The sequence below is a fragment of the Streptomyces inhibens genome (assembly GCF_022221585.1).
Lineage (GTDB): Bacteria > Actinomycetota > Actinomycetes > Streptomycetales > Streptomycetaceae > Streptomyces > Streptomyces inhibens.
The window spans coordinates 7072435-7093885 of sequence record NZ_CP084681.1 but is presented as its reverse complement, the minus strand read 5'-3'; the positions used below and the strand labels follow the sequence as shown (position 1 = coordinate 7093885).

General features: G+C 69.8%; 15 protein-coding genes. 5 read left to right on the top strand and 10 right to left on the bottom strand.

The window, feature by feature from the left end:
* Window positions 1–224: 224 nt before the first annotated feature.
* The gene (locus KI385_RS32155) at window positions 225–527 is read right to left on the bottom strand and encodes a hypothetical protein (protein ID WP_238575578.1); all 303 of its coding nucleotides are present in this window, start codon (window positions 525–527) and stop codon (window positions 225–227) included.
* A 751-nt stretch (window positions 528–1278) separates the two neighbouring features.
* Between KI385_RS32155 and KI385_RS32150 the strand changes: the two genes are divergently transcribed.
* Both KI385_RS32150 and KI385_RS32145 read left to right on the top strand, forming a co-directional pair.
* Window positions 1279–1611: a WXG100 family type VII secretion target gene (locus KI385_RS32150; RefSeq protein ID WP_128511216.1), complete on the top strand. Its 333-nt coding sequence runs from the start codon at window positions 1279–1281 to the stop codon at window positions 1609–1611.
* A 160-nt stretch (window positions 1612–1771) separates the two neighbouring features.
* Complete coding sequence (locus KI385_RS32145) at window positions 1772–2764, top strand: WXG100-like domain-containing protein (RefSeq protein ID WP_238575577.1); 993 nt, start codon at window positions 1772–1774, stop codon at window positions 2762–2764.
* 215 nt (window positions 2765–2979) lie between these two features.
* On the opposite strand, the gene KI385_RS32140 is transcribed toward KI385_RS32145, so the two are convergent.
* From KI385_RS32140 to KI385_RS32110, 7 genes are all read right to left on the bottom strand, one after another.
* Window positions 2980–4311, bottom strand: a complete 1332-nt coding sequence (locus KI385_RS32140) for a S8 family serine peptidase (protein ID WP_238575576.1) — start codon at window positions 4309–4311, stop codon at window positions 2980–2982.
* A gap of 90 nt (window positions 4312–4401) precedes the next feature.
* Complete coding sequence (locus KI385_RS32135; RefSeq protein ID WP_238575575.1) at window positions 4402–5907, bottom strand: hypothetical protein; 1506 nt, start codon at window positions 5905–5907, stop codon at window positions 4402–4404.
* A gap of 40 nt (window positions 5908–5947) precedes the next feature.
* Window positions 5948–6295, bottom strand: a complete 348-nt coding sequence (locus KI385_RS32130) for a hypothetical protein (protein WP_238575574.1) — start codon at window positions 6293–6295, stop codon at window positions 5948–5950.
* Between the two features lie 20 nt (window positions 6296–6315).
* Entirely contained in the window at window positions 6316–7440 is a 1125-nt protein-coding gene (gene mycP / locus KI385_RS32125; protein WP_238575573.1) for a type VII secretion-associated serine protease mycosin, read from the bottom strand.
* Window positions 7441–7759: 319 nt separating this feature from the next.
* Window positions 7760–8053, bottom strand: a complete 294-nt coding sequence (locus tag KI385_RS32120) for a WXG100 family type VII secretion target (protein WP_128509348.1) — start codon at window positions 8051–8053, stop codon at window positions 7760–7762.
* Between the two features lie 119 nt (window positions 8054–8172).
* Window positions 8173–8496, bottom strand: coding sequence for a WXG100 family type VII secretion target (locus tag KI385_RS32115; RefSeq protein WP_128509347.1), 324 nt, complete (start codon window positions 8494–8496; stop codon window positions 8173–8175).
* A gap of 334 nt (window positions 8497–8830) precedes the next feature.
* On the bottom strand, window positions 8831–10462 hold the full coding sequence (locus tag KI385_RS32110) for a type VII secretion protein EccB (RefSeq protein WP_238575572.1): 1632 nt from the start codon (window positions 10460–10462) through the stop codon (window positions 8831–8833).
* A 383-nt stretch (window positions 10463–10845) separates the two neighbouring features.
* Here KI385_RS32110 and eccE point away from each other — a divergent pair, with 383 nt between their 5' ends.
* The 3 genes from eccE (at window position 10846) to KI385_RS32095 (ending at window position 15893) form a co-directional block, all read left to right on the top strand.
* Window positions 10846–12033, top strand: a complete 1188-nt coding sequence (gene eccE / locus KI385_RS32105; protein WP_425356995.1) for a type VII secretion protein EccE — start codon at window positions 10846–10848, stop codon at window positions 12031–12033.
* A complete protein-coding gene (locus tag KI385_RS32100) occupies window positions 12033–12878 on the top strand; it encodes a hypothetical protein (RefSeq protein WP_238575570.1) in 846 nt (281 codons plus the stop codon). Before eccE ends, KI385_RS32100 begins: the two co-directional genes overlap by 1 nt.
* Window positions 12879–13211: 333 nt before the next feature.
* Window positions 13212–15893, top strand: coding sequence for an SCO5717 family growth-regulating ATPase (locus KI385_RS32095; protein ID WP_238575569.1), 2682 nt, complete (start codon window positions 13212–13214; stop codon window positions 15891–15893).
* Window positions 15894–16067: 174 nt separating this feature from the next.
* On the opposite strand, the gene KI385_RS32090 is transcribed toward KI385_RS32095, so the two are convergent.
* On the bottom strand, window positions 16068–17015 hold the full coding sequence (locus KI385_RS32090; protein ID WP_238575568.1) for a bifunctional riboflavin kinase/FAD synthetase: 948 nt from the start codon (window positions 17013–17015) through the stop codon (window positions 16068–16070).
* A 206-nt stretch (window positions 17016–17221) separates the two neighbouring features.
* The gene (locus KI385_RS32085) at window positions 17222–21187 is read right to left on the bottom strand and encodes a serine protease (RefSeq protein WP_238575567.1); all 3966 of its coding nucleotides are present in this window, start codon (window positions 21185–21187) and stop codon (window positions 17222–17224) included.
* Window positions 21188–21451: the final 264 nt, after the last annotated feature.

Genomic DNA, 21451 nt, shown 5'->3' with positions numbered 1-21451 from the left:
ATGGCGGACTACTTCGGGCGGCTGGGCTTCGGGGCGTGCGCGCGGGGCGTCTCCGGGCCGGGGCCGGATTCGGGGCTGAGGCCGGATTCGGGGCTGAGGCCAAGGCCTCAAAGCTGTGACGGGTCGGGCCCCGTTCAGGGGCCTGGCCTCTGTCCGTCATGAACGAGGCACGATGCCTGCACCAAGCCAGGCCGTCCGTCGCCCTCCTGGACCACCGGCCGACGTCAGGGCAACAGCAACCAGTCGGCGGCCAGCGCGGCCGCCAGACCTATACCCAGCAGCCAGGTGCCGAGCCGGGTACGCCCGTTCCGGCTGAGTTCGATCACTACGCCGCAGAGCACCAGCGCGGCTCCGTACACCCCGACCACCAGCACCGACGTACGTGACGCCAGACGCACCACGAGCACCACCGCCATCGCGGCCATCAGCACCGAGGCCAGGACGATGCGTATCTTCCGTGCCTGTCGTGGCGTCAGCCCCTCACCACTCTCGGGGTCGGGCTGCTCTTCGTTGCCGGGTGCGTCCATGAGCGGGAATGCTACGGGACGGATGATCGTCCGCGCGCGCCGCTCCCCTGCGCAGCGCCTCCAACTAGCCCCGCCCCTGGGCCGGTTCTTTCACCCGCCCCGCCACATCGAGCCCGCCACCCACCGCTCGACGAAATCCAAAACGATCACCACGCCGCTCGAGATCGGCACCAGCTCGATGAACAACCGAGCACATACTGCGCGCAATTACGCCGCCCGCCGGCCTGCGCACCCGATCAAATTCCCGGCCGCCGCCATACACGCCCGTCAACGTGCCACGCCCACCCCCACGGATCATTTCTCCACCCACGCGGTTGACGGCAAAGCCGCACGTCATTGACCGTGCATCCACCCCTCGGCAATGAACCGAGGCCGATCAACAACAAACCCGAGGTCCCGCCCGAACTCCCCCTCTCGAACTCCCTGTCGACCGGTCCGCCACCCCCTACGCCCCACACCCCCCGCACTCCAAACGATTGACCAACGCCCTACCAATACTTAACCTGCCCTTTCAGTACGCCGCCGGGGCGCCCACACCTTCCCCGCCCCGCCTCTCCCCTCCCCGCATCCACAAGATTCGCCAACGCCTCAGCTGGGTCAATTCCCCAGATTCTCACCAGAGTTACGGCATCAAGATGCCCACGTTCCCTCCACACCCGTCGCCTTGACATGCCTGTGTTCAGATCGCCTAATGTGGGATCGTTAGGATCGCGCCAAGAAACAGCGCGGGACACACCGGAAATCGGGGGCAATGGTGGCAGGTAAGGCGTTTGACGTCGATCCGGATGTTCTGCGCACACAGGGCAATGCGTTCGTCCACATCGGCGATGATTTCTCCAAGGCATCGAAGAAGCTGCAGGACGACCTCGAGGGCCTCGGTAGCCCCTGGGAAAACTGCGACTTCGGCGACGCCTTCGAAATGATCTACACGCCCATCAGGGACGGCATGTTTAAGTCGATGGACTCCCTCGGCGAGCGCCTCGAAGGTATCGGCGACAAGCTCGAGAACATGGCGCGCTCGTACACCGAATCCGACGAGCAGGGCATCCACACCATCAGCGCCGTCGGCCGCCCGGCCATCTGACGCACACCCTGCCCCGCATGAGTCCGGGCCGACTTCCTGAGCCCCACTCCACGCTCTTCATTCCTGTTCCTGCCTTCTCCATTGCACTCCGCAATCGGCTACAACTGCACGGGGGACGATCGCTGTGTCATTGATGCTGCCAAGCGAGGTAGCTTGGATCTTGGATCTGCTCGGCTACAACTGGCCGGATGCCGACGAGGACAAGCTCCACGAATGCGCTCAGGCCTGGCGCAACTTCGCCGAGTCCGTCAACCAAGCGTCCTCCCAGGGCTCTTCGGCAGCCAATGAAGTCGTCTCCGCCAACTCCGGCGAAGCGATCGAGGGCTTTTCCAACGAATGGGGCTCCTTCGCCGGCAGCGGGGACAGCGGGGACAACTACCTCCGCGATGCCGCAGCCGCGGCTGAAGTAATCGCCGTCGCCTTCGACGCGGCCGCCATCGCCGTTCTCGCCGGCAAGGTCGCGGTCATCGTCCAACTCGTGATGCTGGCTGCCGAGATCATCGCCGCACAGGCCGCCGCACCCTTCACCCTCGGCCTGTCCGAAATCGGCGCGGCCGGCGCCACCCAGGCGACCCGCGTGATGGTCCGCCAGATCCTCGACAAGATCAAACGCGAGGTCATGGAAGCGGCCACCAAAGCCATGGAGCACGCCACCATGGACGCCATCAAGAAGATGGCGAAGAAGGCCGTTTCCAAGGAAGCCCGCAAGATGGCGGCGGACTACGTCAAGACGACCGTCAAGGAAACCGTCAAGGAAAAGGTCGTCCAGGGCGCCAAGGACTTCGCCCGGGAAACGGTCGTCGAAGGCGCCAAGGAAAAGGCCAAAGAAGCCGGCACGGAGATGGCCCAGAACGTCGCCGAGCAGAGCATCGAGAGCCACTTCGGCGAGCGCGACGGAATCGACTGGGGCGAAACCGCCGACATCGGCAAGGAGAAGGCCGGCGAATACGTCAGCGACGTCAAGGACGGCGCCAAGGAGTACGTCGACGGCGTCACCAGCCTGGCCGACCCCAGCACCTACGTCGACCACGCCAAGGAAGACCTCACCAACCGAGGCCTGGACGCCGGCCAGCGCCACGTCGACCGCCGCACAGGTGGCGCGGCCACCCGCCACCAGGACGTAACGGACGAGGTCCGCTCGGTCTTCGGCTGATCCGGCATCCCACGGTCACACCAAAAATGGGCCCACAGCCTCCTCGGCTGTGGGCCCCTTCCGATTGCCCCGACCGGGGCTGCACCACGCTCTGACAACGAGGCGCGGGGCCGCAGTCGTCGACTGCGGCCCCGCGCCTGATACAACCCTTGTCTCACACAGAGACCGTTGACCGCGGCCCTGACACGAGCGACCGGGAAGATCTCAGTGCCACCTCAGTGCCCCGGAGGCTGAGTGGGCGGTGCCGGCGGGTAAGCACCGGGGCCTCCCGACTGCGGGTAAGCACCAGGGCCTCCCGACTGCGGGTAGGCACCGAACTGCTGCTGAGGAGGAACTCCAGCACCGCCACCCGGACCGCCAAAGCCCGTGCCACCAGGAGGCGGACCATTGCGGCGCTTCTTATTGGCGACGATCACACCGATGACAATTCCCAGAACGACGATCACGCCGACACCGATGCCGATGACCATGATGGGGCTCAGGCCGCTCTTCTCTTCGCTCGCGCTCCCCTGAGCTTCGTTCCCTGGAGCATCCGCACCCGCACCGGCAGAAGGCTCAGAATCCTTCGGCATGGTGAGCGGCCCGTTCTTCGACCCGGCAGGAATGTTCTCCGAGAGGGCCCGGTACGGGCGAATCACGCCGTAGCCGTACTTGGGGTCGGGAGACTTGATGCCCGTCTTGCCGTCCGGGGTGATCGCGGTCTTCGTGAGGCGATTGGCCACCTGGCCCGCGGTGAGGTCCGGGAACTTCGAGCGGACGAGGGCTGCGGCGGCCGATACATAGGCTGTTGCGTCGGACGTACCCGAGGCCTGCCGATACTTCAGGGAAGTGCCAGCGGAATAAATCTTCTCGCCAGGAGCAATCAAACGGATGTGGGGGCCATAGTTTGACAGACCAAGGACCTTGCCGTCCTTCGCCACCGCCCCTACTGCCAGCACGCCGGGCGCCGCAGCAGGGTAAAGAGGCTTGTTGGTGCCATTGTTACCGGAACCAGCAACCAGCAGCACGTCCTTCTTGAGAGCGTAGCTGACAGCACTCTTTTCCAGGTCGTTCAGAGAGGAACCGGCAAAGGACATGTTGATGACCTTTGCGCCGTGATCAACCGCGTACCGAATGGGGCCATCGATGCCATTATCGCCGCCGATTTCCCTGGTCTTGATAGGGAGAATTTTCGCATCCGGCGCCAGCCCCATGATTCCATCGGCGCGATTAGGCCCGTGTCCATGGCCCGCGATCAAAGCAGCCATGGCAGTACCGTGATCATCACCGGTTTCATGATCTGCCGTACCGCCATCGCCAGCAAAGCTCTTCCCGGGAAGCACATTGCCCTTGAGATCAACGTGATCCCCGTTGACACCCGAGTCAATGACCGCCACGGTGACGTTTTTACCGGTCGACTCTTTCCACACCTTTTGCGGATTGAACGCGTCAAGCGCCCACTGTCCGTCCCGGATGTAGTCCGCCGAAGCAGTCGGCGCGGCGGTGAAGAGCAGCGCTCCTGCCGCTGCCACGCCACCCACCGCACGCAGCGTCCGCGTGAAGCTCATGCTGTAACACCTCTCCTCAACAGGTTGCGGCCCGCAGCCCGAAGACTGCGGGCCCAACTCGTTTCCGCCGCTGTCACACCCGAAGGCTAACTACTCAATCACCTTCGGAGCCACATTGCGCTCGGTTGTCCAGGTCTCCTCGTCCTCAACCAGGTAGTCCGGCCGCTCGCCGTTCTGCCCCTTGTCATCCTTGCCCTTGGCGCCATGGGCACCATGCGCCCCCGGCATCCCGGCCGGACGCCGGCTACCGGAAGCCCCGGCACCCGACTGGGCGCCTCCACGGCTGCGGTGCAGACCCGAGCCGCCTTGTGAGCCACCAGCTCCCTTACCTCCGGCAGCGCCGCCGATGAGGCCACCCTTCTGGCGGGCGAGGGCGCCACCGCGACCCGCTGCCCCAGCGCCCTTGGCACCGCCCTTTGCACCTGCAGCACCGGCACCACCCATACCGGGCATGCCTGGACGTCCGGTACCACGGCCGGCTGCTCCGGCGCCGGCACCAGCAGCGCCGGCACGGCCACCGGGAACCCCACCGGTACGGCCACCCTTAGCACCACCGGCCATACCGCCGGCACCGATGCCGCCCGGCACGCCCACGCCGCCGCCGCCACCACCGCTCAAGCCGCCGGTACCAGCGCCTCCACCGATGCCACCAGGGACACCGACACCGCCACCGGTACCACCACCGGTACCTCCACCGACACCCTGCGGCGGAGTGAAGCTGTCAAGCCCCGTACCCACACTCGGCGTGAAGGAGCCCTTGCCCGGCATCGGCGTCGTGTTGCCGATGCCGCCATTGATCCCCGGCGTCTTCAGGCCGTCGCTGGAGAACCCCGGACCCTGCCCCATGGGCTTCATCGAACCCTTGGGCATTCCCTTGGGCTTGGTGACGCTCCCCGGCAGAGGGTAATGAACCGGCGGAATACCCGGGTTGTCCGGCGGCGGAATGCTGGACGGGTCCTCGTCAACCCTCCCGCGCGGCTTTCCCATAGCTACCGCATTGGTCTTGTAGGCGGCGCCCAGGTACTCCATGGTCGCCGCAGCCTTCAGCTGGGTTTCCTTCTGCGCTGACAGGTCGTCTTCGTTGTCCTCGACAACCTGAGTCGCGCTCTTGCCGCCGGCCAGCTGGGCGTCAGCGTTCTTGTCCTGGCGGTCGACGTGGTCGGTCGCCCAGTCCCAGGCCCGGTCGCCCCAGTCAGGCATCTCCATGCCGTCGAGGTGCTGCTTGTACGCGCTCAGAGCCTCATGCGCACGGCCCATGCCTTCGCTCACGCGCTTGGCGTACAGAGCACCGTTCCCGATGCTCTCGCTGAGCTTCTTGGCGCGCTCACGAAACGCCTTCGCTGCGTCGCCCTCCCAGTGCTCCAAGACCTCGTCGATGGCTTTGTCGAAGTACGCGCGGATGCCACCGCCGTTGTCGACCACCATCGTGTTGTGCACCTGTTCCCAGGCGTGGGCAACGCCGGCGACCGTCTCCGGCTTCGCATCGGCCACCATGGCCTTCAGCGACGTGAAGTCGATCTTGTAGAACTTCGTGGTGTTCTCGATGGCGTAGCACTGGTCCTGTGGTGCGTACTTGTTGTCCGCGTAACTACCCACGCCCCTGCCCCCTCTTCCTCTGCGAGCTCATCACTGTCGCTCAGGAGTACTTGTTGTGCGACGAAGACTGGCCGCTCTTCATCGCGTTGCTCGTGTCCTGCTCCTGGTCCTGGTAGGCGCCATGAGTCTTCGTAGTCTTCTTCTGGAGATCATCAATCAGACGCTCAAGTTTATGAAGAACGTCATTCTCAATGAAGGTCTTCATCTCGGAATGCGTCTGCCGAAGCTCGCCCTCTTCCGCGAAGCCCTTGCCCAGCGCGCCTTCCGGCAGATGGGTCCCGCTCTTCGCCTTGCCCGAGGCGCTCTGCATGTCCTTGAGCACGTTGTTGAGCTTCTTGACGACCTCATCGAGTCTGTCGAGATCAACGCGATAGGATTCGTTAGCCATACCTGGCCTCCCCGTGTTTGCTATGCGTTCTTCCGTCGCCAGTCGCGAAGCGCGATGGCGCACCCTACAACCGTACCGACGGCGAGAAGCCCGCCACCGACAATGTAGATGGAAATGCGGGCACGTTGGTCTTCCGGGCTCTCGCCGAGGGTGACCGCGACCGGATGGATGTTGGAGCCGTCGGCCACGCTGGAGGGCTGGTCCGGCTTCGGCTCGCCGGTGGGCTTGGTGTCGTCGTTGAGGGCCGCGACCGGATCGATGACACCCCAGCCGATGAAGTCGTCCCGGCCCCTCTTGACGCGCTCAGCGGTCTGTTCGAGGTGCCAGATCAGTTCCTGCGGCTTCCAGTCCGGGTGCTTGGCCTTGAGGAGGGCCGCGGCTCCGGCGGCGTAGGGAGCGGCGAAGCTCGTGCCCTGGTCCACGCAGTTGCCGCCGTCAGGGACCGTGGAGACCATCTCCACGCCGGGTGCGGCGATATTGACGAACTTCCCGGACTGCGAGAAGGGCGCGCGCTCGTTGTTACGGTCCGAGGCGGCCACGGCCAGGACGTTGGAGTACCGGTCCGAGTAGGCAGCGGGGTAGGTGTTCTTCTCCCCGCCGTCGGCTCCGCCGTTGCCCGCGGAAGCGACGATGAGGACACCGTTCCGCTCGGCGTTGCTGACCGCGTCCTCGAGGGGGCGCAGAAGGGCCGGGCTGGCGTCGGTTCCCTGGGAGATGTTGATGATCTTTATGTGCTGAGCAACGGCCAGGTTGATGGCCTGGGCGAGGCTCTTCGAGTCGCCGGCCTTCTCCTGCGTAGTCTGCTGGAAGGGGATGACCGTCGCCTTGGGCGCGATTCCGTAGAAACCTGAGCCGGACATGGGCCGGGCGGCGATGATGCCGGCCACCTTGGTGCCGTGGCCCACCGTGTCCTGGGTCTTGCTGGCGCCCTTGACCTTGACCAGGCTCGCTCCGCCGCTGCCGATCGCGCCCGCGAGCTGCTTGTTGCCCGCGTCGATACCGGTGTCGATGACGGCGACCTTGATGCCCTGCCCCATCATCCGACCGTTCGCCCACAGCTGGTTGGTCAGCAGACGCTGCAACGACCAGGGGGTCTCTTTGATGTAGTCGGCGCCGAATTTGCACTCACCGCTGTTGAGCGGCACATTCTCGTCCGCGACCGCCGGTGCGGCGATGACGCCCGAAAGGCCGACAATGCACGCCGCCGTAACCAGTGCGCCCGCCGCTCGGCGACGGTGCCCGGCTCGATGACCAATGGCGCGAGATCCCACGGGTTGTCTGCTCTCCATGTGTGGCGAAAGGGGCGGGAACGAGGGGTGAGGAAAACCGGAGGTACAGGGGCTAGGCCGGTATGGACGGCAGAAGGGCGAGCGCACTGTTGCAGCGCGCTCGCCCTCATTGACCACTGTGCGAGCCGTCGGGGCTGCTCAGCCGATCGCCGTCCGTACCTGTGCTGACGCGAGGTCAGCCTGCCCAGATACCGGAGTTCTTGTGCTCGGTGGCCTGGTAGTTCTGGGCGGCGGTGTCCAGCGCCTTGGCGATGGCCTCGAGCGTCGAGTGCAGGGATGCCGCGCGCTGGTCCCACTCGCGCTGGCGGGCCTGGTAGCCCTCCTGCGCCGCACCTTCCCAGCTGGCGGCGATCTTCTTGACGCCCGCCTCGAGGTCGTCGAGCTGCTGGCGGATGTTGTTGGCCGTACCGCGCACGTCGGAACTGGCCTGCGAGATCGTCGCGAAATTAACGAGGATCTGGCCTGACATGGTGTCTCCTCAGGAGTTGATGATGCCTGGTCGATTCATGCCGCAGCGGGCCGGCGGACTGGCCGGCTGGCCCGGGCTGCGGCGGTGGGCCATGCGCCGCGGTCAGCGACGCGGCCCCATCATCCGAACGGCGAAGCCGAGGAGGCGACGTGCGAAATCGACTGGGCCTGCTCCTCTTCGGAGGCGGAGTAGTTCTTCGTGGTCTCGTCGATCGCTTCCTTGATCTCACCCAGGAGCTGGTTGAGACGGTTGGCGTCTTCGTTCACCTGCGACTGGAGCTGGTTGTACGAGGTGGCCGCAGCACCCTTCCACCCAGACGTGATGGTGTCGACGACCGTGTTCAGGCGCGAGATCTCGCCCTGGATCGACTGGTTGACCGAGGAGATCTTGCCGCTGAACGCGACCATCTCCTCCTCGGTGGTTGTGTACTGCTGACCAGCCATAGTCAACGTCCCCCATGAGACTCGTACGTTGTTCCGCGCCGTACCGGCTAGCCGGCTTGCGTGGTCGGCGTCTCCTGCTGACGCCTCCGACCACTTTAACCACTCCGCACGCCTGCCCCCAACAGGGGGCGGGGACTTGTGACGGGATCACAACATTGTCAACTACCCGTCTGGAAAGCGCTGTTCATGGAATTCGGGCAGATGCGTCGCTATCGGTCAGAATTCGAAAGTCACAGCGGCAGGAAAAGACCACCGGGCACCGGGAGATCAGTGGTCGCGATGCGGCAGGGGGCCGCACCGGCAAGCGCAGGGGCTGTCGGCGCGGCCTTTGTCCTCAAGAAGCCTGTGGCTTCTTGGCGCTGTTGGCATCCAGCGACGGACCCGCGGAGAGCAGTTCGGACCACGCCTTCAGGACCAGCGGCGGATGCGCTCCCTTGTAGCCGAGGCGCAGCTGCGACTGACCCTGCTCCTGGTCCGCCTTGCCGGCCTTGTTGCCGCCGTCGTTGTTCTCGGGAATCGAGTAGCGCAGACCGGTGTCGGTGACCAGGAACAGGCTGCCGGAGGTCGAGGCGGGTGTGGACACCTGGCGGTAGAGCAGGCCGCTGCCGGGAGTGACGTACGCGGTCGCACCAGGCGCGATCTTGGCCGGGTAGTCCTTGCCGACCCAGGTCGTCATGTCCGGCACGCCGTTGGGGTAGCCCAGCTTGTCGGTGCCGGGGTATTTGGTGCTGGTGCCCTTGTAGACGCTGCAGGACACGCCGTTGCCCGTGGGCGTGGTCAGGCCGCCGGCCTGGGAGCGTTGTCCGTTCGCCACGCTGACGTCCTCGGTCGGCCACGGCGAGGGGAAGCCCATGATCTTCCCGTACCAGACCTCCGGGTGCTCAGCCTCGTCCTTCTTGGCCTGGATACCGGTGGAGACCGACACGGGAGTCAGCGCCTCGTGGTCCGAGGACAGGCGGCTCGCGTTCTCGCCCTGTTCCAGGAGGTTGGCGACGAAGTTCGACACCTGCTCGACGCCGTCCTTGAGGACGACGTACTTCTGGCCGTCGCTGTCCACAAGAAGCGAGCCGACCTTCTTGGCCTTCTCCGGGACCTGGCTGTCCGTGGTCATGGTGCCCACACCAGGGACGATGGGCATGGTGATCGGGACTTTGTCGACCTTGATGAGGGTGCCCATGAACTGGTCGGTGACCTTCTGCGGCTCGGCCTTCGCCCCGAAGACGATCTGGCGCAGGACCTCGTCGCCCGCCTCTTTCCCTCCCTGCGGAGTCCATCCTCCGCGCGTGGAGTCGAACGGGAAGGCCATCCCGTTGTGGTCGACCAGCCACTTCTTGCCCTGCTCGTCCTCGACGTACAGGGCTTGGTGGAAGTCGAGCTTGCCCTTGTTGTTGTCGTCGACGATCTGCTTGTCCTTGCCGTCCAGGACGAACACGGACTGCTGGGGCTTGCTGTTGGCGCCGCTGCCGGGACGGTTGCACACCGCCCAGACCTTGGGCTTGTCCGCGATCTTGGCGTTGGGCAGCCGGTCGGGCGCATACGGGATGCCGACGGCCGGGCCGTGCGACAGCTTGCCGTCCAGCTCGGATTCCTTGACCTTGACGACCTGGAACTTGTCGGGGTCGAGAAGGAGCCTTGCCGAGGCGAGATTCAGGACGGGGTGCAGAAGCTTCTGCTTGTGGCCGTTTGCATCCGTATTGGGCAGAACGACATAGCGCGTGGTCGATTCGTCACCGACGAGGACATTTGCCCCCACGGTGTCCCACCCCTGCGGCGCAACCGGCTTGATAATGCCGCAGGCGCCGAATCCCACGAGAATCAGGACGCCCACCACGATGCCTGGCACCACCGCCTTGAGTGGCTTGGGGGCGCTCTCGATCGAACCGTTCGGCAGCGGCTTCAGAAATGCCGCATTCGTGCGCTTTCGAGCGAACGAATACGCATTCAGCTCGTCCCGACGTGATGCCATTGTTGCTTTCTCTCCCCGCCTGTTGGATCCACATCGACCGCCCCCGGCACTCACGCCGTAGCGCCCTCTACTATGCCGTGTATCGATCGACCCGTACGGTACGGGTGCCACCTTCCAACGCACCAGTCTCGGCGGCGGTCGATACGCCTAGAGGCCACACCACCAGTAGAGGAGCAGGCCGGGGGATGTCCAGCGCCACCAGGGCTCGACGCCGCAATGGGCGGCAACAGCAGCAACAGCCTTCCGCTGCACCGCAATACGCGGGAAATGCTGGCCAAAACGGTACAGCGCCGGGCAACAGAGGAAATGGCGGCCGGGCTGCGGCCCGCCCGGCCGGTCCGGTGTCGCCGCGGCTGCGCCAACAGGCCGGAACCATCGGCGGGGTGCGCGTACAGCAGCTGGCCATCATCGAACTCGCCGCGGCGCTGGTGCTGGTGGGCCTGTCGATCCATCACCCCGTCGCGCTGATCGCGGCCATCGTGGTGGCGGCCGTTCTGGTCGTCTTCGCGCTCGGCCGGCGGCGCCGGATCCCGCTGCCGGAGTGGATCACGACCGTGCGCGCGATGAAGCGCCGCGGGAAGGACAGCGCCTCCGCGGTCGCGGCCACGCAGGGCGTCGACCCCGCGTTCGCCCCCGTCGTGGAGTGCGAACCGGCACTGCGGACCTACGAGTTCACGACCGAGTCGGACCAGCGCGCCATCGGGTTCGTCGGTGACGGTACGTTCCTGACGGCCATCGTCCAGGTGGACGCCCGGGACGAGCCGCTGCGGCCGCAGCGCGGCAGCCACATGCTGCCGCTCGAGGTGCTGCACACCGCGCTCGACATCGAGGACATCCACCTGGAGTCCGTGCAGTTCGTGCAGTACACCCAGCCCGCGCCTGCACCGCATCTGCCCGAACAGGCCGTCGCGGCCCGTTCGTACGCGCCCCTGCAGGCCCAGGCGCAGACGCCGGCCCTGCAGCTGACCTGGATCGCGCTCAAGCTCGACCCGGAGCTGTGCTCGGAGGCGATCGAGGCCCGCGGCGGCGGGATGGAGGGCACCAAGCGTTCGCTGCTGCGCGCCGCCGACCAGCTCGTCAGCCGGCTGACCGCGCACGGCGTACGTGCCAGGGTGCTCTCCGAGCGCGAGGTCGTGGCCGCGATCGGTACCGCGGTGTGTGTCAGCCCCCGGGCCGCGAACGGTGCGATGGGGCGTGACGGCCGGGCGGCCCGGCGCACCCAGGAGACGACCCGAGCCATGCGCTGTGACGACCGCTGGCACTCCACGTACTGGATCGGCCGGTGGCCCCAACTGGGCCAGGGCGGCGCGCCGTTGGCGGCCGTCACGCAGCTGCTGACCAGCACCAGGGCGATGGCCAGCACCTTCGCGCTGACCGCCACGCACGGCGGCGGCCGCGCCCCGGCCATCTCGGGTTACGTCCGTCTTTCCACCCGCAGTGAGAACGAACTCTCCGCCGCCCAGAGCGAGTTGGAGCTTCGTTCCGGTTCCGTGAAGGTCGGGCTCGTACGACTCGACCGTGAACAGCTGCCCGGCCTGCTGGCCACGCTTCCCCTCGGAGGTACCCGCTGATGGCCTCTCCCACCTATCAGCCCCGCGTCAACACCACCGGCAACGGCTGGCGCAATCCCCCGATCGGTGGCACCGGCGGTGGCGGCCGCCGGCTCTCGCACCAGCCGCGCCCGGACGAGGAGCAGTCGGGTCCGACCGGTCCGAAGCCGCGGCCCGGTTTCGGCCTGCGCGGCCCGCGGCGCAGCCCGCACGTCCTGACGGCGGAGTCGCTCGCCGCGCTGACCCTGCCGGTCGGCGACGACGGCGTGATCATCGGCATCGACCCGCAGAACCAGCCCGCCGTGCTGAGCCTGTTGCGGCCGGCGCCGCTGGAGATCGCGCTGGTCGGCAGCATGTGGATGGCGCAGGTGCTGGCGCTGCGTACGGTCGCCACCGGCGCCCGGGTCGCGGTCGAGACGGCGCGGCCGCCGGCCTGGGCCCAGATGGCGCAGTCAGCGGGCGGCGGCCAGCAGTGTGTCTCGATCCACGACGTACGCCAGATCGCGCCCCAGGGACCGTCGGTTTCCAGCCCCGTGCTGGTCGTACGGGACATGGGCGCGCGACCGCCGCGCAATCAGCTCGCCCCGAGCCCCTGGCAGTCGGTGCTGACCGTGCTGCCGTTCCTCGGGCCGCGGTCGCCGCAGATGCTCGGCCGCGCCGATCTGGTCGGTCTGCAGCGGCTTTCGCCCGAGGAGGCGGAGGTTGTGACGCGAATCATGCGGCTGCCGGAGCAGGTCGGTGCGGTGCTGCCGACGCTCAGCGACAACGCCATGCTGTGGTGCTCGCGTGAGGGCCATCAGTTCGTCATGACCCAGCCCACGGAGGCGGAGACCAACCTGCTCGGCGGGCCGCGCCGTATGGACTGACCGTAGTTGCGGGCCGGTTGGCCGCGAGGCGCTGAGCGCAGCGAGCAGACAACCGGCCGCGGGCACGACTTACGGGCGCATCCTCGGATGCGCCCGTAAGTGTGCCGAAGGGGCTTGAAGACGACATGACATCGACTGCCGTTATGGGCCGACTCTTGATTAGGCTGTGTGGGAGAGCCGCAGGAGCACAGCACGACGGCAGTAGATACGGGGATGGAGACAGTTAGTGTTGGCGCAACCCCGGGTGGTGTGTTCCGACTTCCGCTACATCCGATCGATCCGCCTGTATCCGGTCCTGCCGTTCAGGTGCGTTGCAGTACACCAGGAGGCACAGTGAACGAGCAGGAGGCTTTCCGTCCGGACGGAAACGATCCTGACGACGACCAGTCCGAGTTCGACCTGACCGGCGAGTTCAAGATCGACTTTGCCGCGCCGGCCTGGTACGCGAGCAACGACACCAGTGGTGGCGGCACAAGTGCCGCACCCGGTCCCTCGGCTCCTCCTGCGTCTTCGCCCACCACTCCGCCTCCCGGACCTCCCACAGGCCAGCCGCTGCCGGGGCCCGCTCAGGGCGCGCCGGTGCCCGGAGTTCCGCAGCAGGGTGTGCCGACGGCCCCGCCGCCCGTGGAGGCCGCACCGCCCGGGTTCCCGACGCTGCGCCCGCAGGACGCGGGCCATGCCGCGCCGGCCGCCGTCGCTCCCCCGGCGGCGGAGGCTCCCGCCGAGGCCGCGCCGGCCGCGAACGACGGTGCCGGCAATCAGCGCTCGGGCACGGGTGTCGACCCCTCGGCCTCGCTCTGGGACGACGACGATGACGCGGAGCCGGAGACGGCGAGCGCGTCCGAGCCGGAGGCCGCACCCACTGCCCCGGCGCCCCAGCCGGAGGCCGCACCCGCGGCCGACTCCCCCGCCGAGGGCGGTGCGCCGGCCCCTGAGGCCGCTGTACCCGCCCAGCCTGCCCCCGAAGCCGCCACGCAGGGCGGGCCGCCCGCTCAGCCCGTTCAGAGCCAGCCCCAGCCGCAGCAGGTGCCCCAGCAGGGCGTTCCGCAGCAGCAGGCGGCCCCGCAGGGTGTTCCCCAGCAGCAGGCTCCGCAGCAGGGGGCTCCGCAGCAGGGGATGCCTCAGCAGGGCGCTCCTTGGGGTGCCGCGGCGGACGGTCAGCAGCAGGGTGTCCCGGGACAGGGCGCGCTGCCACCGCTGCCGCCGGAGTTCCAGCCCGCGGACCCGCGGGTGGCGCAGGCACAGGCCGGTCAGCAGCCGCAGCAGGGCCAGCAGCAGGCACCGGTCCAGCAGCAGCAGCCGCAGGCACAGCAGCAGCCGCAGGCCGGTTACTCGCAGAGCCAGCCCCAGCAGCAGGCCGGCTACCCGCAACAGCAGCAGGGTGCGCCCGCGCAGCCGCAGCCTGCGTACGGCTATCCGCAGCCCGCTTACGGCTACCCCCAGCAGGGCCAACAGCAGGCGCAGCACCACCCCAACGTGCCCGCGCAGCAGCCCGCTTACGGCTATCCGCAGACCGGAGCGCAGGGCTACCCGCAGCAGGGTCAGCAGGCGCAGCCCGGCTACGACCAGCAGCAGGCGGCTCAGCAGGCCCAACAGGCAGCGCAGGCCCAACAGGCAGCCCAGGCACAGCAGGCCCAACAGGCAGCCCAGGCCCAACAGGCTCAGCAAGCGCAGCAGGCACAGCAGGCACAGCAGACCCCGTACCAGCCGCTCCCCGGGCAGCAGGTCGGTGACCCGAACGCGGCGGCGAACTACGCCTCGTACTCGCAGCCGGGTCAGCAGCAGCCACAGCAGCGGGCCGCTCCGGGCGCGCCGCTGGGCTACAGCGCCGCGGTCGAGCTGACCTCCGACCGGCTGCTGCGCAACCAGCCCAAGAAGCGCAAGCCGGGCGCCAATGCCCAGCCGTCCAAGTTCAAGCTGGGCGCGAAGAAGGAAGAGGCGGAGCGGCAGCGCAAGCTGGAGCTGATCCGTACGCCGGTGATGTCCTGCTACCGGATCGCGGTGATCAGCCTCAAGGGCGGTGTCGGCAAGACCACCACGACCACCGCGCTGGGCTCCACGCTCGCCTCCGAGCGGCAGGACAAGATCCTGGCGATCGACGCCAACCCGGACGCCGGCACACTCGGCCGACGGGTGCGCCGGGAGACCGGTGCGACCATCCGTGACCTGGTGCACGCGATTCCGCATCTGCACAGCTACATGGACATCCGCCGGTTCACCTCACAGGCCCCCTCGGGCCTGGAGATCCTCGCCAACGACGTGGACCCCGCGGTCTCCACGACGTTCAACGACGAGGACTATCGGCGGGCGATCGACATCCTCGGCAAGCAGTACCCGATCATCCTCACCGACTCGGGTACCGGTCTGCTCTACAGCGCGATGCGTGGAGTCCTCGACCTCGCCGACCAGTTGATCATCATCTCCACCCCGTCCGTGGACGGTGCGAGCAGTGCGAGCACCACCCTGGACTGGCTGTCCGCGCACGGCTACGCCGACCTGGTGCAGCGCGGTATCACGGTGATCTCCGGTGTCCGTGAGACCGGCAAGATGATCAAGATCGATGACATCGTGTCGCACTTCGAGACCCGTTGCCGCGGTGTGGTGGTCGTCCCCTTCGACGAGCATCTCGCCGCCGGTGCCGAGGTCGACCTCGACATGATGCGGCCCAAGACCCGCGAGGCGTACTTCAACCTCTCCGCCCTGGTGGCCGAGGACTTCTCGCGGGCGCAGCAGGCGCAGGGGATGTACCCGCAGCAGCAGATGGGCGGGGACCCGTACGCCCAGCAGCAGTACGCCCAGCAGGGCCAGCCCCAGCAACAGGGTCAGCCCCAGCAGGCGCAGCAGCCCCAGCAGGGCCAGCCGCCGGCTGGCTACCCGCCGCAGCAGGGCGGCTGGACCCAGCAGCCCGCCCAGCCGCCGGCGCACTGGCAGCAGCAACAGCCCGCTCCGGACGCGCCGCAGCCGGAACAGCCGGGTCTGGCGCCGGGCTGGCAGCAGCAGCCGCCCCCGCAGTGAGGCGGGGCGGAAGGCCGTAGGGCAATACGGGGCGGGGCCCGGCACCAGTAAGGTGCCGGGCCCCGCCCCGTATCACGTCGTCCTCCGGACGAGTGAACCGATTCCGGTCGAACTCCGCCTGGTTCCGGCCGAGTTGGCGTCGGCCGGTCCCCTCGCGCAGACGCGCGCCGCGGGTCAGCGCGCCGCGGCGATCAGCCCCCGTGCCAGCTTCACATCGACCGCCATCCGCTCCAACAGGGCGTCGAGGGTGTCGAACTTCTCCTGGCCGCGGATGTAGGCGAGGAAGTCCACCCCGACGTGCAGGCCGTACAGATCCAGGCCGACGCGGTCGATGGCGTACGCCTCGACCGTGCGCGTCTTGCCGTCGAACTGCGGGTTGGTGCCGACCGAGATGGCCGCCGGCATCGCCTCGCCCTCGACCTGCAGCAGGCCCGCGTAGACGCCGTCGGCCGGGATCGCGGTGTGCGGCAGGGTCTCCACATTGGCCGTCGGGAAGCCCAGTTCGCGGCCGCGCTGGGCACCGCGTACGACGACGCCCTCGACGCGGTGCGGCCGCCCCAGGACCTCCATCCCGCCGGCCACATCGCCCTCGGCGACCAGGCGCCGGACGAGCGTGGAGGAGAACGGCTCGCCGTCGCCCGCCGTGCCGCGCTCGAAGAGGTCGATGACCTCCACGGTGTAGTCGTAGGTGGCGCCGAGCTCGCCGAGGGTGGCGACATTGCCGGTCGCCTTGTGCCCGAAGCGGAAGTTGGGGCCTTCGACGACCACCTGCGCATGCAGCTTGTCGACCAGCACCTTGACCACGAAGTCGGCCGGCGCCAGCTTCGAGAACTCCTTGGTGAACGGGAGCACCAGCACCGCGTCCACCCCCAGCTCGGCCATCAGCTCCGCACGCCGGTGGTGCGGCGCCAGCAGCGGCGGGTGGGTGCCGGGGCGTACGACCTCGCTCGGGTGCGGGTCGAAGGTGACGACCACGGCGGGGATCCCCAGCTCGCGGGCGCGCTCGACGGCCTTCCCGATGATCAATTGGTGGCCGCGGTGCACTCCGTCGTACGAGCCGATGGTGACGACGCTGCGTCCCCAGCCCTCGGGGATGTCCTCCAAGCCACGCCAGCGCTGCACTGTGCCCGCTCCTCGCCCGAACCCTTGTCCGTTCCTTGCGCCAATTCGGCATGACGCAGGTCTAAGACTGCCATGCCGCGAGGGGTGCTTCGCGCGAAGGGTGCCCTAGGGGCCGTCCGACCCTGATCCGCCGGACAGGTCCGGGGCCCCGGCAGTGGATCTTCGTGGGCGGGAACGCGGTGGCGGGTGCCCTGGTCGGGTCGCGGTCAGCCACGGCAGCCGGCGAGTGTGGCGCGGGCGCTGGGGCCCACCACCGCCGCCCATTCCCCCGGCTCGGCCGCCACCCAGTCCTGCACCCGCCGCGCGAAGCCGGGCACCCGCCGCCCCAGTTCCACCAGCCGCCGGTCGAAGCAGGCCGCGCCCTCCGGCGTACGGACCAGCAGCATGCCGGTGCGGTGCACCAGCTCCCGGGTACGGTCCGCAGGACGCCGCTCCGCGCCCTCGGCGGCCGCCCGCAGCAGCGCCTCCAGAACGCGGGTGTCACGGCCGGCTCCCCCGTACGCGCCGTGCGGCGCCGGGTACGACGCCTCCTGTGCCAGCAGCACATCGAGCAGTTCGCGGCGCAACGGGGCCGAGTCGCCGGAGCCCGGCTCGGCCAGTACTGCGGCGAGCGCGCAGCGGACCGGCGCGGGGTAGCGCGTCAACAGCTCCTCGGCGAGCGGGCGGAGCGCGGCGCGGGCGGCCGGACCGCGCTCCAGGCGATGGGCGAGGAACTCGGCGACCGGCCGTGCCGCGCGGTCCGGGCAGTCCCGCGCATAGCCGCGGACGAGATCGGCGGCGCGCGCGGCGAGGTCCGGCAGGTCGATACCGGCGAGCATCCGCAGCAGCGCGGCCGCCACCGGCGGGCCCCCACCGCCGACCAGCCGGGCCCGGAAGGCGTCCAGCACCGGCCCGGGGTGGTCGGTCAGGGCGTCCGCGAACACGGTGGGCGGCAGCTGCGGATCCCCGGCGACGAAGCGGGCCAGCGCGCGGTCCAGAAAGTGGGAGCGGGTGGCCGGGTCGCCCATCAGCAGGGCGAGCGCGGAGCCGTGCTGGGCGCCGTCGGCGGTCCGGGAGAGCAGGCGGTGCGCGGCCTGGCTCAGTACGGCGCGGTCGGCCTCGGCGGTGGCGTACGGGGCGACCCGCAGCCCGTAGGACGCCGCGGCGAGCCGGCGCTCGGCACGCGGGTCGTGCGCCCAGCGGTCCACGGCCCGGCACAGCGCCTCCGGCTCGTCCTCGGCGAGCGCGTCCAGCAGCTCGTCGCCCTTGGGGTGCGCGGCCGCCACCAGCGCCTCCGTGAGCGCGTCGGGCGCCCGTCGGCGATGGGTGTGCAGCAGGGCCTGCGCGGCGGCGGCGACGGTGATCTCACGCGGCACGGCGCCTGCGCGGCGAGCCGGGCCCTCGGTGTCCGCGCCGGGGCGTTGCAGGGGGCGGGTGTCGTCGAACCAGGCGCACAGCAGCGGCTGCATCCGCTCGGGGTCGGCGCGCAGCAGCTCGGCCGCCGCGTCGAGGAACCGCGCCGGGCGTGCCGCGGCAGGCGCGGACATGGCTGGTGCGGCGGCCGCTTCGGGCGTCTCGCCGTCGGCGACGGCGTCGGCCCCTGGGGACGTGGGCGCGGGGCGCGGGCCGGTGGTGGCATCCGTCCGGCCGTCGCCCTCGCGCGCGGACGCGGGGGCGTCGGCGGGGTGCACCCGCACCTGTGGTGGCCGGGCGAAGGGGTGGTCGGGGCGCGCGCCGGCGGAGTCCGGGCCGCGGGTGTCGGCGGCGTCTGCGGTGCCGGAAGTGTGAGAGGTATCAGAGGTGGCAGAGGTGCCGGCAGTGGCAGAGGTGCCGGAAGCGCCGGCCGTGGCGCCCCGCCCGCCACCGCGCCGCACGCCGTCCCGCACGCCGCTCCGCCCCCTGTCCCGCACCCCGCTCCGCCGCCCTCCCCCCACGGCCGGTGGCCCGTCCGCCGGCAGCAGGCGGCGCAGCAGATCCATCCGGTCCTCGTCCGCCAGCGCCAGCCGCTCCCAGAACCAGGGCCCGAACGTCTCCAGGCCCGTATGCGCGAAGCCGCCCGCCCGGAGGGACCGTTCGGTGATCCGGTCGGCGAGCAGCCGCAGCACACCGGCGTACGGCGTGGCGTCGGGGACCCGCAGCAGCACACCGGCCAGGAGACGACCGGCCCACCGGCGGCCGTCCGGCGACTGCGCGGTCGCCGGGGTGCCGGCGGGAGCCGTCGCCATCGGCACCAACTCCGCCAGCCGGAAGGTCAGTTGCACCGTTCCCTCCCGCCGGGCGAGCCGCAGCAGCGCCTGCACGACCGGCCCGACGCGGGGTCCGGGAACGGGCAGGAAGTCGAGGTCGGCATGGGCGCCCTCCAGCCACTCCGCGAACTCCTCGTGTACGAAGCGGTATCCGGGGCCGGCCGGGGCCAGCAGCCCCTCGGCGAGCACCGCGGCGGCCCAGCCCGCCTCCGGCGGAAAGACCTCCTCGAAGGACGTACGGTCCAGCGCGCCCTGCCCGGCGGCCAGGCAGCGGCGAGCCGCCTCGTGCACCTGGCCGGCGACCTGGGCGGCCAGCCGGCGCACGGCGGTGCCACGCAGCGGGGGCCGGTGCGCGGCCGCGATGCGTACGGCGGTCCGCAGGCACACCAGGTCCAGGTAGGCGTCGAAGATCTGGTGCCGGTCGGGCGTGCCGATGCCCACCGGCCCGTCGGCGCACCGCCCGGCCTCGTCCCCCTTGGGGAGCGCCGCCCGGACCTCCGCGAGCAGTCGCAGGGCCAGCGGATGGCGGGCGTCCGGTGCGGCCGGTGCGCCGGGCGGCAGCCCGTAGTGGACGCGGGCCCGCTCCGCCGCCCCGTAGGGGAGATCGCCGATCCCCACGCAGGAGGGCAGTGCGGGCACCGGCCGGCGCGGGCGGTACAGCAGGCCGGGCGGGAAGAGCGCACCGGCCCGCTCCCAGTATTCGGGGCGGCAGGCGATGACCAGCCGCACACCGGCCGTACGCAGCCAGGCGGCCGTCGCCTCGGCCCATGCGGCCAGCCGCTGCCGCCCCAGCGCCGGCGGCATCTCCTCCGGCCCGTCGAGCAGCACCAGCAGCGGGCGCCCGGCCGCGGCCGCGAGCCGGGCCACGGCCTCGGGGGTGGCGTCCGCCGGGTCACCGGCCGTACGCCCCTCCGCGGCGACGGTCCGGCCCGCAGCGCACAGCGCGCGCCCGACGGCGGTGCGTACGCCGTCGTCGTCGGCCCGCAGCTCGGCGCCGCGCAGCCAGACGGTCGGAGCGGGGGCCGCGCCCCCCGACCGTCGTGCGGCAAGCCCGGCCAGCTCCGTGCTCCGCCCGGTCCCCGGCTCCCCCACCAGCCCCAGAACCCGCGCCCCCACCGCCCCCTCGCCCGCCGTGAAGCGCGCGAACTCCCCCGCCACATCCGGCCGTTCGACCGGCTCCCGCCACAGCCGTGGCCGCTCGGCCGAGCTCACGGACGCCGCGGCCAGCCGTAGTGCGCCGGCCGGATTGAGCTCGCTGCCGTAGGCGGGGACGGTTGCCGCATTGCGCTTCAGGAGCGCGGCCAACGGGCCCCGTGGCGCGGCCTCGGCGACCGCGCGCAGCGGAACGGCGAAGCCGCCCGCCCGGCGCCCGGAGTGCAGCGCGGTGCCCAGGACGCCGAGCACCGCGCCGGTCCGCGCGTCCAGCACCGGCCCGCCGACCGCCGGCCCGCCCAGCCGCAGCGCCTCGCGGCCGCCCGCGCACAGTCCCAACTCCAGAGTCTCGTCGAGGGGATGGACCCGGTCCGTCGCCGTGTAGGCCACGCCGGAGCCCGGTCCGACGACCGTGCCGTCCAGCCAGCCGGCGGCCCAGAGCCGTGCGCCGGTGCCGGGCGCCGGCCGACCCGCGGCGATCGGCAGCGGCGAGAGCCGGTGCGGGCCGAGGCCCCCGGCCCGTACGAGGGCGAGCCCGGCCTCCGGGAGGGGCGTGATGGCGTCCGGCTCCACCCGGCAGGTCCATCCGACGGCGCCCCCGGACGCGCCTCCGCCCGCGTCCGCCACGGGCTGCAGCATGGTCTGCAGTACCAGCCGTTCCGCCCCGTCCACCGCTTCATGGCTGGTGACCACGGTGCCGTCGTGGTCCGCGAGGAACCCCGTGCCGCGCGTCCGACCTGCCAGATCGCGGATACGCACCAGTGCCATGTCCGCATCGGCATCCAGCAACGCCATTGCCGATCCTCCCCGCCCGGTCCCGAAACCCCGACGGTAGGCAGGCGGTGATCGTCTCGACAGGACACTCGTCGAAAGCGCCCCCGTCCACTCCTTGATTCACTCCGAGCGCCTCACCGAATGAGTGAATGGCCGACGCCGGCTGGATAGAGACACAGAGGAGGGGGATGGTGGAGCGCGGGCCGACGCTCCGGCCGGTCCGGGCGGCCCGCGTTCCACCACCGTCCCCCGGCAGCCGCCGGCGCCCCCGTACACACAGCGCAA